Origin of the sequence: Candidatus Pelagibacter sp. HIMB1521, from assembly GCF_052047875.1 — a bacterium.
GTDB lineage: Bacteria > Pseudomonadota > Alphaproteobacteria > Pelagibacterales > Pelagibacteraceae > Pelagibacter.
This window is the reverse complement of record NZ_JBNAIZ010000005.1, coordinates 1-15,288: the sequence shown is the minus strand read 5'-3', so window position 1 is coordinate 15,288 and position 15,288 is coordinate 1. Positions and strand designations below refer to the sequence as shown.

At 29.5% G+C, this 15,288-nt stretch carries 18 protein-coding genes; 9 read left to right on the top strand and 9 right to left on the bottom strand.

Annotated elements, in window-relative coordinates; genetic code table 11:
• The first annotated feature begins 7 nt into the window (after positions 1–7).
• On the top strand, positions 8–466 hold the full coding sequence (locus ACTTA5_RS02550) for a hypothetical protein (RefSeq protein WP_440647662.1): 459 nt from the start codon (positions 8–10) through the stop codon (positions 464–466).
• 5 nt (positions 467–471) lie between these two features.
• On the opposite strand, the gene ACTTA5_RS02545 is transcribed toward ACTTA5_RS02550, so the two are convergent.
• Positions 472–867, bottom strand: a complete 396-nt coding sequence (locus tag ACTTA5_RS02545; RefSeq protein WP_440618578.1) for a hypothetical protein — start codon at positions 865–867, stop codon at positions 472–474.
• Positions 868–997: 130 nt separating this feature from the next.
• On the opposite strand from ACTTA5_RS02545, the gene ACTTA5_RS02540 reads away from it, so the two are divergent.
• From ACTTA5_RS02540 to ACTTA5_RS02530, 3 genes are all read left to right on the top strand, one after another.
• Positions 998–1,255, top strand: coding sequence for a hypothetical protein (locus ACTTA5_RS02540; RefSeq protein WP_440647660.1), 258 nt, complete (start codon positions 998–1,000; stop codon positions 1,253–1,255).
• 107 nt (positions 1,256–1,362) lie between these two features.
• Positions 1,363–1,911, top strand: coding sequence for a tetratricopeptide repeat protein (locus tag ACTTA5_RS02535; RefSeq protein ID WP_440647658.1), 549 nt, complete (start codon positions 1,363–1,365; stop codon positions 1,909–1,911).
• Position 1,912: 1 nt separating this feature from the next.
• On the top strand, positions 1,913–2,533 hold the full coding sequence (locus tag ACTTA5_RS02530; protein ID WP_440618575.1) for an SOS response-associated peptidase: 621 nt from the start codon (positions 1,913–1,915) through the stop codon (positions 2,531–2,533).
• 2 nt (positions 2,534–2,535) lie between these two features.
• Here the strand turns inward: ACTTA5_RS02530 and ACTTA5_RS02525 are convergent, their stop codons facing one another.
• Positions 2,536–3,831: a DEAD/DEAH box helicase gene (locus ACTTA5_RS02525; RefSeq protein WP_440647656.1), complete on the bottom strand. Its 1,296-nt coding sequence runs from the start codon at positions 3,829–3,831 to the stop codon at positions 2,536–2,538.
• 85 nt (positions 3,832–3,916) lie between these two features.
• Positions 3,917–4,402 carry a YajQ family cyclic di-GMP-binding protein gene (locus ACTTA5_RS02520; RefSeq protein WP_262589405.1) on the bottom strand — a complete coding sequence of 162 codons (486 nt, stop codon included), beginning with the start codon at positions 4,400–4,402 and terminating at the stop codon, positions 3,917–3,919.
• Between the two features lie 62 nt (positions 4,403–4,464).
• On the opposite strand from ACTTA5_RS02520, the gene ACTTA5_RS02515 reads away from it, so the two are divergent.
• Entirely contained in the window at positions 4,465–5,484 is a 1,020-nt protein-coding gene (locus ACTTA5_RS02515; protein WP_440647654.1) for a D-2-hydroxyacid dehydrogenase, read from the top strand.
• An 18-nt stretch (positions 5,485–5,502) separates the two neighbouring features.
• Here the strand turns inward: ACTTA5_RS02515 and ACTTA5_RS02510 are convergent, their stop codons facing one another.
• Genes ACTTA5_RS02510 through ACTTA5_RS02495 form a run of 4 tightly spaced genes read right to left on the bottom strand, consistent with a single transcriptional unit; the run spans position 5,503 to position 10,871 of the window.
• A complete protein-coding gene (locus ACTTA5_RS02510) occupies positions 5,503–6,465 on the bottom strand; it encodes an oligopeptide/dipeptide ABC transporter ATP-binding protein (RefSeq protein WP_440647650.1) in 963 nt (320 codons plus the stop codon).
• Complete coding sequence (locus tag ACTTA5_RS02505; RefSeq protein ID WP_440647645.1) at positions 6,458–8,320, bottom strand: dipeptide/oligopeptide/nickel ABC transporter permease/ATP-binding protein; 1,863 nt, start codon at positions 8,318–8,320, stop codon at positions 6,458–6,460. The genes ACTTA5_RS02510 and ACTTA5_RS02505 overlap by 8 nt, the downstream gene beginning before the upstream one ends.
• Positions 8,317–9,258 carry an ABC transporter permease gene (locus ACTTA5_RS02500; RefSeq protein ID WP_440647643.1) on the bottom strand — a complete coding sequence of 314 codons (942 nt, stop codon included), beginning with the start codon at positions 9,256–9,258 and terminating at the stop codon, positions 8,317–8,319. Before ACTTA5_RS02500 ends, ACTTA5_RS02505 begins: the two co-directional genes overlap by 4 nt.
• A 56-nt stretch (positions 9,259–9,314) precedes the next feature.
• The gene (locus tag ACTTA5_RS02495) at positions 9,315–10,871 is read right to left on the bottom strand and encodes an ABC transporter substrate-binding protein (RefSeq protein WP_440647641.1); all 1,557 of its coding nucleotides are present in this window, start codon (positions 10,869–10,871) and stop codon (positions 9,315–9,317) included.
• 143 nt (positions 10,872–11,014) lie between these two features.
• Here ACTTA5_RS02495 and ACTTA5_RS02490 point away from each other — a divergent pair, with 143 nt between their 5' ends.
• Genes ACTTA5_RS02490 through ACTTA5_RS02480 form a run of 3 tightly spaced genes read left to right on the top strand, consistent with a single transcriptional unit; the run spans position 11,015 to position 13,322 of the window.
• Positions 11,015–11,650 carry a DUF1028 domain-containing protein gene (locus ACTTA5_RS02490; RefSeq protein ID WP_440647639.1) on the top strand — a complete coding sequence of 212 codons (636 nt, stop codon included), beginning with the start codon at positions 11,015–11,017 and terminating at the stop codon, positions 11,648–11,650.
• Positions 11,650–12,855: a M20 family metallo-hydrolase gene (locus ACTTA5_RS02485; protein WP_440647637.1), complete on the top strand. Its 1,206-nt coding sequence runs from the start codon at positions 11,650–11,652 to the stop codon at positions 12,853–12,855. Before ACTTA5_RS02490 ends, ACTTA5_RS02485 begins: the two co-directional genes overlap by 1 nt.
• 17 nt (positions 12,856–12,872) lie before the next feature.
• Positions 12,873–13,322 carry a YtoQ family protein gene (locus tag ACTTA5_RS02480; RefSeq protein ID WP_440647635.1) on the top strand — a complete coding sequence of 150 codons (450 nt, stop codon included), beginning with the start codon at positions 12,873–12,875 and terminating at the stop codon, positions 13,320–13,322.
• Between the two features lie 69 nt (positions 13,323–13,391).
• Here ACTTA5_RS02480 and ACTTA5_RS02475 read toward each other — a convergent pair whose 3' ends face one another.
• Positions 13,392–13,718: a DUF2141 domain-containing protein gene (locus tag ACTTA5_RS02475; protein WP_440647633.1), complete on the bottom strand. Its 327-nt coding sequence runs from the start codon at positions 13,716–13,718 to the stop codon at positions 13,392–13,394.
• Between the two features lie 119 nt (positions 13,719–13,837).
• Here ACTTA5_RS02475 and ACTTA5_RS02470 point away from each other — a divergent pair, with 119 nt between their 5' ends.
• Positions 13,838–14,227 carry a DUF2306 domain-containing protein gene (locus ACTTA5_RS02470; RefSeq protein WP_440647631.1) on the top strand — a complete coding sequence of 130 codons (390 nt, stop codon included), beginning with the start codon at positions 13,838–13,840 and terminating at the stop codon, positions 14,225–14,227.
• A gap of 23 nt (positions 14,228–14,250) precedes the next feature.
• Here ACTTA5_RS02470 and ACTTA5_RS02465 read toward each other — a convergent pair.
• Positions 14,251–15,288, bottom strand: a 1,038-nt coding sequence (locus ACTTA5_RS02465) for a dihydrodipicolinate synthase family protein (protein ID WP_440647629.1), incomplete at its 5' end; no start/stop codon positions are given.

Here is a 15,288-nt window from a genome sequence, read left to right as displayed (position 1 = left end):
CTTTTTAATGAAAAGATTTGTTGTAGTTTTAAGTTTTATTTGTTTTGGTTATGCCAATGCACAGAATACAAATATTATCATAGATAGAAATTTAAATCTTTCATGTGCATTTGAAAAAGTAATTTTAAAAAATCCAGATCATAACTTTGAAACATTCACAAAAGATCAAATTAAGAGGGATGATATTAATAAATTAGTAATAGAGTCTAAATCACCAAATCTATTAAACATTAAAAATTTATCTAATTTTATTGATAAAATTGAACTAGACGTAAAAATTTCTAATAAAGATATCGTTTTAATTCAAGCTTTTGATGAAAATAAAAATTATTCAGAATCAGCTGTTTTAACTTTTAAAACAGGAGAACTTATTCACGAAATAACAAAAAATATTAATCAAAAAGAAAAAGAAAAGGAAAAAGAAATTTTATTTTACAACTGCAAGAATAAAAATCAAAATACTTGATGATTTTAACCAAATAATTCTAGGAATATTATCAATTTATATAAATAATAAACTACAGAAAGTGCTATAGAAACTTTCACAACTCTTGGCCAAAACCAATTTTTATTATTACTTGCACTTCTCCACATCGCAACAGTAATTATTAATGTATAAATCAACAGTATTGCTAACTCTATTACGAGTATTGTTGCGTAAAAATTATTAATATTAGAAAAAATTTGTTTAATAATTAACTCAGGATTTTGATTATAATTTATAAGAGATTTATCAATTGAATCTAAAGCAAAAAAAAATGTTATAAAAATTATTAAGCTAAATATTAACTGGTATAGGGTTCCATAAACCCAGAATGTTTTACCAAGTCCGTAGTCACCTTTAATCAAATTTTTTAAAAAATTCATTGATCTTCTATAGTCCTAAAAATCACTAAAAAATAAACAAAATATTTAAATCTATTAAGCAATAAAGAGATTTTTTGATAAATAAATATTTTTTTTTCCATATAATAATTTAAAGTGAAATAATCGTTTCATGAAAAAAGTACTAATTACATTATTTTGTTTAAATTTTATTTTTTCTTCAGCTATTGCCGACTCTCTTGGAAATCTTAGAACAGTAAATCATTATCTATCAAATGGATATAATTTAGATAGTACAATTTTAATAAATGATCAAAAAATATTGTATAATCTTAAAAATAATGGTTCGTCAAAAATGCAATTTGAACCTAAGTTAATTACTTGTATTTATAATATAAAAAAAGAAACAACAAATTGTTACAAACCTTAAGAATTTTCATCTTAATAAATTTATAAATTCATTTTGAAGTTGTAAAAATATGATCAAATTGTTTTAAGAATAAAGACTCTATTATTCATATTTGTTAATATTTAATTATGAAAAAGTCATTTATAGTAATTTTAATTTTATTACTTTCACAATTGCAATCTTTTGCAAATGATCGAGACATAAGGCTAAATCAATTATTTAATGAGCTCAAAGTTAATAAAGCAAAAGTAGCATCTATTGTTGAACAAGAAATTTGGTCTTTATGGAGCACTCATCCAACTGATGAAAAGCTGACTGCTCGTTTAGAAGAAGGTTCAATGTTTGTTAGAAACCAACAGCCAAAAAGAGCAAGAGAAATATTTACTGAAGTAATAAATCTTGATGAAAATTGGGCTGAAGCTTGGAATAAGAGAGCAACTGTACTTTATATGTTAGGAGAATATCAAAAATCACAAGATGATATTGATAAAGTCTTAGAATTAGAGCCAAGACATTTTGGTGCTTTAGCAGGACAAGGTTTAGTGAACATTCAATTAAAAAATTTTGAAAAAGCAATTAGAAGTTACAAACAAGCACAAGAGATTTATCCGTCCATGCGATCTCCAGAAATCATGATAAAACAAATCGAAGATTTGATGAAAGAACAAACAATTTAAAATGTGTGGAAGATACGTTGTTAAAAATCCAGTTACTAAAACTAGTTCTCTAGTTAAATCTGCAATTCAGGTTGAAGATAGTGAAAACTATAATGCTCATCCTTATCAAAAACTTCCAGTTATAAAAAAATATAAAAATGGAAATACCTTAGAATCTTTGAAATGGGGTTTGGTTCCAAGCTGGGCTAAAGATAAAGATTTTAAAGCTCTGATTAATGCACGACTTGAGACCATAGATGAAAAGGTTTCATTTAAAAAATTGATAAAAAATAATCGATGTGTTGCAGTTGCGGATGGATTTTATGAATGGAAGAGGGAAGAGAAAGAAAAAACTCCTCATTATTTTACCCGTAAAGACACCAATACCATCTATTTTGCTGGAATATTTGAAGATGATCAGTTTTGTTTAATTACAGAAGAAGCAAAAGAAAATATTAAGGAAATTCATCACCGACAACCAGTTATTCTTAATCAAGCGGATGTTAATAGATATTTAAATTTAGAATTACAAGGATCAGCGTTTCTAAATGAACGTAAATCACCAGATCTTATATTTCATGAAGTTTCAAAAGATGTAAATAAGCCTACTAATAACAGCGCTTCTTTAATACAAAAATTATAAATCTATTTTCTTTTATTTTTTTTAAACTTAAAGTTTTTAGGTCTTTTTCTATTTTTAAATTTTCTTTTATTATCTTTGTTTTCAAATTTTTTGAATTTCTTCTTTTTACTTAATTTATTGTTAGAAAATTTATTCTTAAATTTCTTTTTAAATTTATTTTTTTTATTAAATTTCTTATTCTTTTGATTGTTTGGTCTTGCTTCTTCTTTAAGTTTAAAGTCAGGATCTATTAATTTTTGTATAGATCTCCACATACTTCTGTCGTTGTTTGTTAAAAAAGTTAAAGCAGAACCATCTTTTCCAGCACGACCAGTTCTACCTATTCTGTGAATATAATCTTCTGGAACTTGTGGAAGATCGTAATTGATTACGTGTTTTATAACTGGAATATCTAATCCTCTTGCTGCAACATCTGTTGCAATTAAAATCCTACTATTACCATTTCTAAATCCTCTAATAACTCTATCTCTTTTACTTTGTCTAAGATTTCCATGAATGGCATCAGCTTTATGGCCATCATACTTTAATCTTTTTACAATTTTATCAGCACCATGTTTAGTTTTAACAAAAACTAAAATAGATCCACTTCTTTCAACTAATTGATTAATCAACTCATGATATTTCTTGTCTGCTGTGATTTGAAAAGTTTCTTGTTTAATTTTTTCAATTGGAGTTGATAAAGATCCAACAGACACTCTTTCAGGATTGTTAAGATACTTTTGAGAAATTTTTAAAATGTTTTCAGGTAAAGTTGCAGAAAACAATAATGTTTGATGATTTTTTGGAATAAATTTTAAAATTACTTCTATTTGAGGAGTAAATCCCATATCTAACATTCGATCTGTCTCATCTAGAACTAAGTAATTTACTCTAGATAAGTTCAAACTTTTTCGTTCTATGTGATCGTTAATTCTTCCAGGGGTTCCAACTATAATTCTTGCTCCTTTTTTTAATTGTCTAAGTTGTTTTTGCATACTCTCACCACCAATTAAAAGAGCATTACCAATTCCTATCTCTCTAATATTTAGTTTTAGAACAGTTTCCATGACCTGTGTTGCAAGTTCTCTTGTTGGACAAATTATTAATGCCATTGCTTGCTTATCTTTTAAAAGCTTATTCAGCATTGGAATTGTAAATGCTAATGTTTTACCGGTACCGGTTTGAGCAGTTCCTAAAACATCTTTTCCTTCTAAGCTAATTGGTATTGATTGACTTTGAATAGGGGTTGGAGTTTTAAATTCAGCTAATTCAATTGATCTTTTTAATTTATTTTCAATGTTTAGATCAGAGAAGTTCATTATGTCGGGATTGGTATAAATTTTTAAGTAATTGAGTGTCTGCTTATATCTTTTTGTACCAAATACAATAAATAGTTTGGGAGGATTAATCTCTAAAGTTTACAAAGTCTATTGGAAGCCCAATATCAATAGCTTTAATTGCTGCTATAGCTTCTTGAAGATCATCTCTTTTTTTACCATCAACTCTTAATTCATCTCCTTGAATTTTAACCTGAATTTTAAGTTTAAGTTTTTTAATGTCTGCTATAACTTTTTTTGCATTTTCTTGGCTAATACCTTCTTTAAGTTCACTTACTTGTCTTATTGCTCCACCTGAAGCACCTTCGGAACTTTTAACTTCTAAAACTCTTGGATCTACTTTTCTTCTTACTAAATGTGTTTGTAGCAATTCATTAACTTGCTTTAATTTTAATTCATCAGGAGCATTAGTAGTTACTGATTTATCTTTTCGCTCAATAGTGATGTGAAGTCCTTTAAAATCATATCGATTGCTAATTTCTCTTAAACAATTTGCTAAAGCATTATCAAATTCTTGATAATTAATTTTACTAATTACATCAAATGAAGGCATAGTTATTTATACAATAATCTATTTTTTATTAAACGAAATTAAAGATAATATTAATTTAAAATATGAAAAAAATTAAAATCCATATCAGAAATAATCATTGGAAAGAGGGATTTTTACCTTGTGATGCTGAAGGGGAGAAAAATAATACAATCACTAAGGAAAAAATTGAAAAGGGTTTTGATCAATATCCTGAATTAAGAGACAAAGTTGAATATGTAATTGATTGGGATGATGATAATTTTGTCTCTTCAATGCAATCAGCTGACATTTTACTTGGTTGGCAGTTTCCAACACAAGATTTAAAAAAAATTGCACCTAACCTTAAATGGATCCATGTGATTTCAGCTGGTGTTAATCATTTATCTCCATTTGATTGGATGACAGAAGATTTAGTTTTAACAAACAGTAGCGGTGTTCATGCTAAAAAAGCAGGGGAATTTGGTTTGATGAGTATTTTAATGCTCCAAAATCACATGACGAGAATTGTAACGAACCAAAAAAATAAAGAATTTGTATCTTTACTTGGAAAACCAATAGAGGGAAGAAAAGTAGTTGTTGTTGGAACTGGTTCTTTGGGTGGTTCAATGATTAAACATATCAGCAAACTTGGAGCAAACGTTATTGGTGTTAATAGAAAAGGAAAAAATGTTGAGGGATGCTCTAAAGTTATTACATTTGATAAAATTGATGAAGTTTTACCTGATGCTGATTTTTTATATCTAGCAGTTCCAGAAACAGAGGAGACTAAAGGATTAATTAATAAATCAAGATTAGATAAATTAAAATCTACGTGTGGGATTGTTAATATTGGAAGGCAATCAGTTTTAGATTACGAAGCTTTAAGGATTAAACTTCAAAACAATGAAATTGCTGGAGCAATTTTAGATGTATTTTCACAAGAACCAATTCCAAAAACATCAAACCTTTGGGATACCCCAAATTTAATTATCACTCCTCATATATCCTCTGATAGTGAGGGTAATTATATTGAGATGGTTCTTAAAATTTTCTTTAAAAATTTAAAATTATTCACAGATAATAAAGAATTAATTAATCAAATAGATAGAAAGTTAGGTTATTAGATCTAGCTTAAACAAGCATTAAATGTTTGGGAAAAAACATTTATATTTTCTATTTTCTTTATCAGTTTCTGAAGGATTAACATCTTTGCATTTTTCAGCTTTATTTTCACATCTAGAATAAAACGAACATCCTTTAGGTGGATTAATAGGATCAGGCAATTCTGTTTCAACTAAACTTTGAATTTCAATTTTTTGATTAGTTTTAGGTACACTATTTAAAAGTAAATTTGTGTATGGATGATAAGGTTTTTGAAATAATTCTTTAGCATCAGATTTTTCAACTATATCACCAAAATACATAACCATTACTCTGTCACATATAGCTTCTATCACAGCAAGGTCATGACTAATTACAATATAAGACAATTCAAACTTTTTCTGCAAATCGTTTAATAAATTTAATATTTGTGATTGAACTGAAACATCTAGAGCAGAAACTGGCTCGTCTAGGATTATAATCTTCGCTTTAGATAGTAATACTCTTGCAATACCAATTCTTTGAGCTTGGCCTCCTGAAAATTCGTGTGGGAAACGATTTAAAAATTCTTCTTTTAAATTAACTTCTTTAATTATGCTTTTAATTTCTTTTTCAATTTCTTTTTCATCAAGATTTCTAAGATATTTTAAAGGTGCTGCTAAAGATTGATAGATTGTTTTTCTTGGATTGAGACTACTGATTGGGTCCTGGAACATATATTGAATATGATTTGGTAGTTCATGCTTTTCATAATTATTTATATCTTTGTCTTGTATCTTTATTTCACCAGAGGAAGGTGAAATTAATCCTGCTAACATTTTTGCCAATGTTGATTTACCACAACCAGACTCGCCAACTATTCCAAGTGACTCTTTTGCTTTTAAATTAATATTAATATTGTTTACGGCTCTTAGATTTATTGATTGCTTGTTAAATAAACCTTTATTTTTTGAATAAAACTTTGAAAGATTGTTTGCAGATAAAATGTCCATTGTGTTATTCATGAGGATATAAACACCTAACCTCACTATCTCCTTTCTGAACTATTTTGATATCTTCATTTAGACAGTTATCTTTTTTAATTAAGCAACGACTAGCAAATGAACATCCAATTTCTTTCTTATGCGTAATTGATGGGGGACTACCTAATATCGTTGGAAGTTTTCTTTTGCCAAATCCAATATGAGGAACACACTCCATTAACTGACTAGTGTATGGATGTCTTGGTTTGCTCATTATATTTTCTGTTTTACCTTCCTCAACAATTTGACCTCCATACATTACAATCACACGATCACAAATTTGTGAAACAACTCCAAAGTCATGTGAAATAAATAACACGGATAATCCTCTCTCTTTTCTTAAAGTATCCAGTAATGATAATATTTGAGCTTGAACTGTTACATCTAAAGCAGTTGTTGGTTCGTCTGCAATAATTAATTCTGGATCATTGGTTAATGCCATTGCAATAGAAACTCTTTGTCTCATTCCACCAGAAAGTTCATGAGGATAGGAATTCCATACATTTTCAATATTAGGAATTTGAACTAATTTTAATAACTCTTTCCCTTTTAATGTAGCTTCGTTATTTTTTTGATGATTGTGTTCAATAAATGCTTCTTCAAGCTGTTTTCCAATTTTAATCAGTGGGTGTAGGGTAGAGAGAGGATCTTGGAAAATATATGAAATTTTATTTCCTCTTAACTCTCTAATTTGTTCATAATTCATTTTTAAAATATCATCACCCTGAAATTTTACTGATCCATCAACAATCACGCCTGGAGGAGAAGCAACAAGACAAGTAATTGATAAGGCTGTTACCGATTTTCCTGAACCACTTTCACCAATTAAACCTAAACATTCACCTTTTTTTATATCAAACGAAACATCCTTGGATGCTAGGTGTAATTTGTTATCAAATTCAAAAGCTGTAGTTAAATTCTGTACTGATAAAAAAGAATTACTGTTATTTTCAACATTTCTTTCTAACTTAATTTGAGTAACAGGTTGAGGTTTAACCAATTCTCCTTTGCTTAACCTTGGATCTAATGCATCTCTAATACCATCACCAAACAAATTAACGCCAATAACAATTAAGAAAATCATAGCTCCAGGTACATATGATGTATGAGGATTTACAATTAGAGAACTTCTTCCTTCACCAAGCATTGAACCTAAATCAGCTTGTGGTGGTTGTGAACCTAAACCTAAAAATGATAATCCAGCTGTTTCTAGTATCATCCAGCCAACAGTTGTTGAAATTGTAACAACTATTACCGGAAGAATATTTGGAAAAATTTCATAAATAATAATTTTAAAATTACTCATCCCAGATAATCTTGCAGCATCAATAAACTCTTTATTAGCAATCGTGACTGTGACACCTCTGATATTTCTTGCAAAAAAAGGAATGTTAACTAGAGCAACTGCAATCATAGCATTAAAAAGACCAGGGCCTAAAACTGCAACTATTGCAAGTGCTAACAAAATATAAGGAAATGCCATCAAGACATCTATGATACGCATAATAACGTTGTCAGTTTTATTTCCATAAAACCCAGCAATAGTTCCAAGTATTGATCCAATGGTTGCTGAAATTAAAGCTGCTGATATTCCAACCAATAAACTTAATCTAGTTCCCCATAATAATCTTGATAACAAATCTCTACCTAAATGGTCTGTACCAAGCAAATATCCTTCTGAAAAAGGTAAAAGAAATCTGTCACTCGTTTTAATGACATCAGGATCTTTTAATGGCAACAAAGGGCTTAAAAATGACACTACAAAAATAATTACTAATAAAATCCCACCAAATAAAGCAAGTTTGTTTCTTGAAATTAATTTTAAAAAATTAATCATTTAATCCTTGGATCTAAATATCTTTGCAACAAATCAACTGCGATATTGAATAATACATAACAAGCAGCAACAAACATGACACCACCTTGAACAAGTAAAATATCTCTTTTTAAAATTGCATCGACCAACATTCGTCCAACACCTGGCCATTGAAAAACAATTTCAATAAAAACAGATCCAGATAAAACAAATCCAGCCTGCAAACCTAAAATTGGAAGAATAGTGACAATTGCAATTCTTAAAACATGTTTGAAAAGTACATTTGCTTCTCTAACTCCTTTAGCTCTTGCTGTTCTAATGTAGTCTTGTCTAAGTATTTCTAAAACAGAGTTTCTTGTTATTCTTGCAACTACTCCAGTTGCAACTAATGCAAGTGCTATTGCAGGCATAATCAAATGATGAATTAGATCTAAAAAATCACCCCCACCATAAATTGCATACATTCCTGATACTGGGAGCCACTGAAGATTAACTGCAAATAATAAAATCATCATCATTCCTAAAAAAAATGATGGCAATGAAATTCCAGTTAAAACAGTAAAAGTGATTATCTTATCTGTAATAGTGTATTGTTTAAATGCTGAAATTGTTCCAATTAAAACTCCAACAACAGAACATAAAATAAATGCAGTCCCTGATAAAATTAAAGTAGCATTAAATCTTTCTAAAATTTCATCCAATACTGGACGATTTAAAGCAAACGATCTTCCAAGATCACCTTGAACTAAATTACCAAGCCAAATGAAATATCTTTGAACTAATCCCTTATCTAATCCTAGCTGTTCATTAAGAAGTTTTACATTCTCAGGTGTTGCATAAGAACCAAGTATTGCTGTTGCTGGATCTCCTGGAATTAGTGAAATAATAAAAAAAACTATAATTGTAATACCTAAAAGAACAGGGATTGCTGATAGTAATCTTTGAAGGAGATAATTCATGATAATACCCTAGGCTTTTTTAAGCCTAGGGCAACTATTATAATTCTTAACTTTTTTTAGTTTTTCTTAACGTCTTTTAATAAAAGTAAGAATGAAGGTTGAAGTGAGAAGTTACTCACTTTGTTGCTAGTAACTGCATTTTGTTTCCAGTTAGCAACAAATACCCATGGAGCATCTTCTTGAACAATTTCTTGCATCTCTTGATACAGTTTTGCTCTTTCTGCTTGGTCAGTAGATGATCTTGCTTTATTTAAAAGATCGTCAACTTTAGGGTTTGAGTAATATCCAGAGTTAAATCCTCCTTTGTCAGGCCAAGATTCTGTTCTTAGCGCTAAGAAAGGAAGTGTATCAGGATCGTTTGTCATCCATGCCATTTCTGCCATGTCTGCTTTTCCTTCTAAACCTGGGTTTACTTCACCTAGGAATGAGTTCCATTCAAAAGTTTTGATTTCAACATCAAAACCTACAGCTTTAAGATCTGCTTGTATTGCAGTTCCCATTGCAACAGGATCTAACATTCCAGAACCACCTTCAGTAACATAGAAAGTAAGTTTTGCACCTTCAACACCTGCTTCTTTAATTAAAGCTTTAGCTTTAGCAGGGTCATAAGGATATGGTTGTAAACTATTGTTATACGCCCAAGCAAATGCAGGAGGTGTTGGTCCAGCAGCTATCGCAGCTGTTCCTTCTAACACGTCATTTACAATTGCTTGTTTGTTAATTGCATAGTTAGCAGCTTGTCTTACTTTCTTATTAGCAAAAGGACCTTCTTTTGCATTTAAGATCAAGAACCAAACGTGAGGTCCTGCTTGTTCAACTACGCTAAATTTACTTCCACCAAATTTACTTAATGATGCAGGAGGAACTTCAACCATCATGTCAATTCCACCTGAAAGCATTTCTGCAACTCTAGTGTTAGCATCAGTTATAGGTCTAAAAACAACTGCATCTGTTCCAGCTTTTCCATCCCAATAACCAGAGTTTTTGTCAACAACAACTCTTTCATTTGATTTCCATTCATTAAATTTAAATGGACCAGTACCAGAAGGATTTCTTCCAAAATCTTTTCCGTATTTTTTAACACCTGCTGGTGAAACAATTAAACCTGTTGGATATGCCAAGTTAGATAAAAAAGGAGCGTAAGGCTCATTCAATGTAAACTTAACTGTATTAGCATTTACTACATCAACTGATTTGATTGCTGAAAAAAAGAAAGATAGCGGGAAAGGTCCTGTATTGTGATAAGGATGATCTTTGTTTAACATTCTATCAAAGTTAAACTTCACGGCATCAGCGTTAAAGTCTGATCCATCATGAAATTTAATTCCTGATCTTAAATTGAATGTATAAACTGTTCCGTCGCTACTAATGTCCCAACTTTTTGCTAAAGCTGGTTCAACTTCTAATTTTCCGTCTGTATATCTTACAAGTCCATCATAGATATTCATTACTATTCTAAAGTCATTTACAGCCGTAACTGTACTTGGATCTAAAGATTTTGGCTCAGCTATTTGACCTACCACCAATACTTTGGCGTTAGATGCAACTGTAAAACCAGTTATGAAAACTAATGATAAAAGACTAATAAAAAACGTTCTTAACTTTTTTAACATTTTATCTCCATCGTTATATTTATTATAAATAAAGCCTAACAATTGATAATTTTGAATTCAACCCGATCATTTGTTCATTTCAGTTTTTTTCTGGTTAAAAAAAATATTAAAATAAAACAATTTTGTAGTAGGGTACCCATTTTATGACATTTTCAATTTTAGCTAGAAATCCAAAAACGGGCGAAATAGGTGGAGCCGCTGCTACAGGAAATCTTTGTGTAGGAGGATGGGTTTTAAGAGGAGATATAAAAAAAGGTGTTACAGCATCACAAGGTTTTTATCCAAGCACTATTTGGGGTGAAAACATTTTAAATAATCTAAATAAATATTCACCGACAACAGCAACCAATAAAGTTATCAAAAATGATAAGCAAAAACATTACAGACAAGTTGCTTGTTTAAACATATCTGGCAAAGGTTTTTCATTTACAGGAAATAAAAATACAAAATACTTTAATCATATTGTTATGCCAAATTTGATTGTAAGTGGAAATATGCTGTCCAACGATAAAGTGATTAATAAAATTGTGGATAATTTTAAGTTTAAAAATGAGCCATTAGCTAAGACATTGCTAGAAGCTCTTAAAATAGGCAAAAAGTTTGGCAGCGACAAAAGAGGATTGATGTCTGCTGCATTACTAGTCTTTAAAAAAAACAATCCACCACTAAATATAAGAGTGGATCATGATACAAATCCATTGGTAAAACTAGAAAAAATTCTAAAAATGACTAATAAAACTAAATATAAAGAGTGGTTAAAAAAACTTCCAACTAAATAATGATTATACAAAATTATATTGAAAAAATTGCAAAATGTTCAAAACCTGCAGAAGGTGTTACGAGGTTACCTTTTACAAAAGAACATAAATCTGCAAACAATCTTTTAAAACAATGGATGAGTGATGCTGGATTAAAAATTAGTTTAGATGCAGCTGGAACTTTAATTGGTAAATACGTCAGTCCTAAAAAAAATGCTAAAACATTATTGATAGGTTCACACCAAGATAGCGGTTACAACTCTGGAAGATATGATGGTATCATGGGAGTGATACTTCCAATTTTAGCTTTAAAAGAATTAAAGAAAAAAAAAATTATTTTACCTTACAATGTAGAAATTTTAGCTTTTGCAGATGAAGAAGGTGTTAGGTTTCCAACAGCATTAATGGGACCAAGATCATTAGCAGGAACGTTTAATAAAAAAGATTTAAAACTTAAAGATAAAAATAATATTTCTATTGAACAAGCTTTAAAAAGTTTTGGATGCAATCCATCAAAAATTAATTCATTAAAAAGAAATAAAAAAGATCTATTAGGCTTCTTTGAAGTTCATATTGAACAAGGACCAGTTCTAGAAAGTAAAAACTTAGCAGTTGGAATAGTGAATGGTATTTCTGGAATATCTAGATTTAAACTTGAAATCGAAGGTTATGCTTCTCATGCGGGTACTACTCCAATGCATCTTAGAAAAGATTCATTAGCTGCAACTGCAGAAGTAATTAATGCTGTAGAAAATTTGGCTAAAAAAAATAAAAACTTTTTAGCAACGATGGCATCAATTGAGAATAGACCAAATAGTGTAAATGCAATACCTGCAAAATCTTTATCGTTTGTAGAATGTAGAAGTGTCGATGATAAAAAAAGAAAAAAAGTAGAAAAAGAGATTTCTAAAAAAATAGGGCTAATTTGCAAAAAAAGAGGTCTTAAATTTAATTTAAACAAAACTTACGATCAAAGTGCTGTTAGTTGTGATAAGAAAATTATGAGTACACTTAAAAAATCATTTCAGAATTTAAAATTAAATCCATTTGTATTGATGTCAGGAGCAACACACGATGCATCAGCAATGTCTGATTTATGTCCTATTTCAATGCTTTTTGTAAGAAGTCAAAAAGGTTTAAGTCATAACCCAAAAGAATTTACTATCGAAAAGGATATGCAAATAGCGGTTAAAGTTATTGAAAAATTTTTAATTAATTTTAATTGATTTAATAAGAGGTGTTGATGTTGAAAGTATATTTAGCAGGAGAAATTCACACAAATTGGCGAGATGAAATTATTGATGAATGTAAAAAACAAAATTTAGACATTCAATTTTCATCTCCAGTTACTGATCACGCATCTTCAGACGATTGTGGAGTTGAAATCTTAGGTCCTGAAGAGAAAAATTTTTGGAAAGATCGAAAAGGAGCCAATATCAATTCAATTAGAACTAAAAAATCAATCAAAGAAAGCGATGTTGTCGTTGTTAAATTTGGTGAAAAATACAAACAATGGAACGCAGCTTTTGATGCTGGATATGCATCTGCATTAAACAAATCTATTATAGTTATTCATAGTGATGATCATCAACATGCTCTTAAAGAGGTAGATGCTGCAGCCTCAGCAGTTGCCTCAGATCAAAAACAAGTAGTTAGAATTCTAAAATATGTTCTAGAGGGCTCTTTAAAATAAAATAATGAAATTATTAAAATCGTTATTTTTTATTATTTTTTTTATCTCAACAAATTCGTACGCCGAAATTTATAAATTAATCTCAAGTTTCATATCGCTTGAAACAGTAAAGGAAGCATCTTCAAATGAGGGTGGTCCAAACTTACCTTTGGCATTATTACTAAAACCAAATTGCTCTTTTGGCACACCAAACAAATTTCTATCCATTTTATTATTGTAGTTTTTATCAACAAAAATACCGATAGCATAAGTACCATCTGGTAATTCAAATGTGTAAGTGACACTTCCAGTTTCTACATCTTCGATTACACCTTGAATAATGCCTTCTGCTGCACCACCTTTTTCACCATCATCATTTTCAAATACCTCTGCATCATCATAAATAGCTAAATGCATTTCACCTTTTTTTCTCAATATTATTTACTTTCACAATTACAGTTGCAGCATAAGTATGAGATATAGTAATAAGAAATGGTAAGATAAAAATTACAAATAAATTTCGATAAAATTTGATCATGACTTTATTATTCAATGAAGCACACCCTATACCACTTCATGCAATTATGGCAATGATTGCAATAATTTTAGGTGGTATTCAACTTTCTATGAAAAAAGGTGGAACAATTCATAAATTGTTAGGTCGTATTTGGGTAGCCTTAATGCTGATTGTAGCGATAACCTCTTTTTTCATACACGAAACAAAAATGTGGGGAGATTATAGTCCTATACATTTATTGAGTTTGTGGACAATTTTCTCTCTTGGTCTTGGAATTTACTTTGTAAGAGTTGGTAATATTAAACGTCACAAACAAGTAATGATCGCAACTTATTTTTTTGCTTTAATTCTTACAGGCTTTTTTACGCTTTATCCAGGACGTATCATGCATCAAATTTTGATAGGCTGAAAATACTAAAATTAAGATCTAATTTATACGTTTAAAGATTTTGTTAAATTGTATTTAGCTAATAATAAAAACATATCATTTAGAAACTCACCAGGTATATTTCTATCAAAACAAGTTTTGCAGCTAAGATTATCTTTATTAATCAAGAGATGAGCAAAAGCTTTATTTACATTAGAAAAAGGGTTTCCAAAATCTAGTTTTTGACCTTCTGAGAATGAAATTCTAATTATATCACTTAGCTCTTGAGACATCTTTTCTGCATCTCTAAAATTACCCTGTTCAACATTATTACAAATTTCTCTTAAAATTTTCCCAAAACAATTTGCTGAGCTTAATAAAAATCCATCATATTTTCCGTGTGGCTGTAAATGATCAAAATAATTTTCCTCTGCTCCTCTTAAAAATATTAAATCATTAAAATTAATTCCAGAATTAACAACATCATCCTCACCACTAGTGTCCTTAAATAATTGAATTCTATCGTGAAAATTATCTTTTAAAATTTTTAATGTTTCAGGTTCAATATTGCATTTTACTACTTGAGGCAGTTGATAGATAGAAATTGGTAAATATGTATTTTCAATAATACGTTTAAAATGTGAAATAATTTCTTCTTGTTTGATGTTTTCATCAACAGGAGCACATAAAGTTAATCCAAAAAATCCTGCAGAGGTTCCATTTTTAATTATATATCTTTCAATTATATCTGTCCGTTTTAGAACATCTTCTGTTGTTTTTCCAAATGCTCCAAATAAAACTTTGTTATCTTTTTTAATTAAAGAATTATCATTTAATATATCTAACCAATTGATTATTAATTCATCAGTTAAATCCCACCCATCCCCTGTAGTCCCGCATACCAAGAATTGTTTTACATATGGGTCTAACCAATTGATATGTTTTTGAATAAGCTTTTCATCTAGCTCTAAATTTTTTGTGTTTTGATATTGAGAAATAATTGGAACCCAAAGTGGATCAAATGATTTAGATTTATTCATATAATTATTAATTACATGAAATAAAAAATAAATTTTCTCTATTATTACTAATTTATAGTTGAA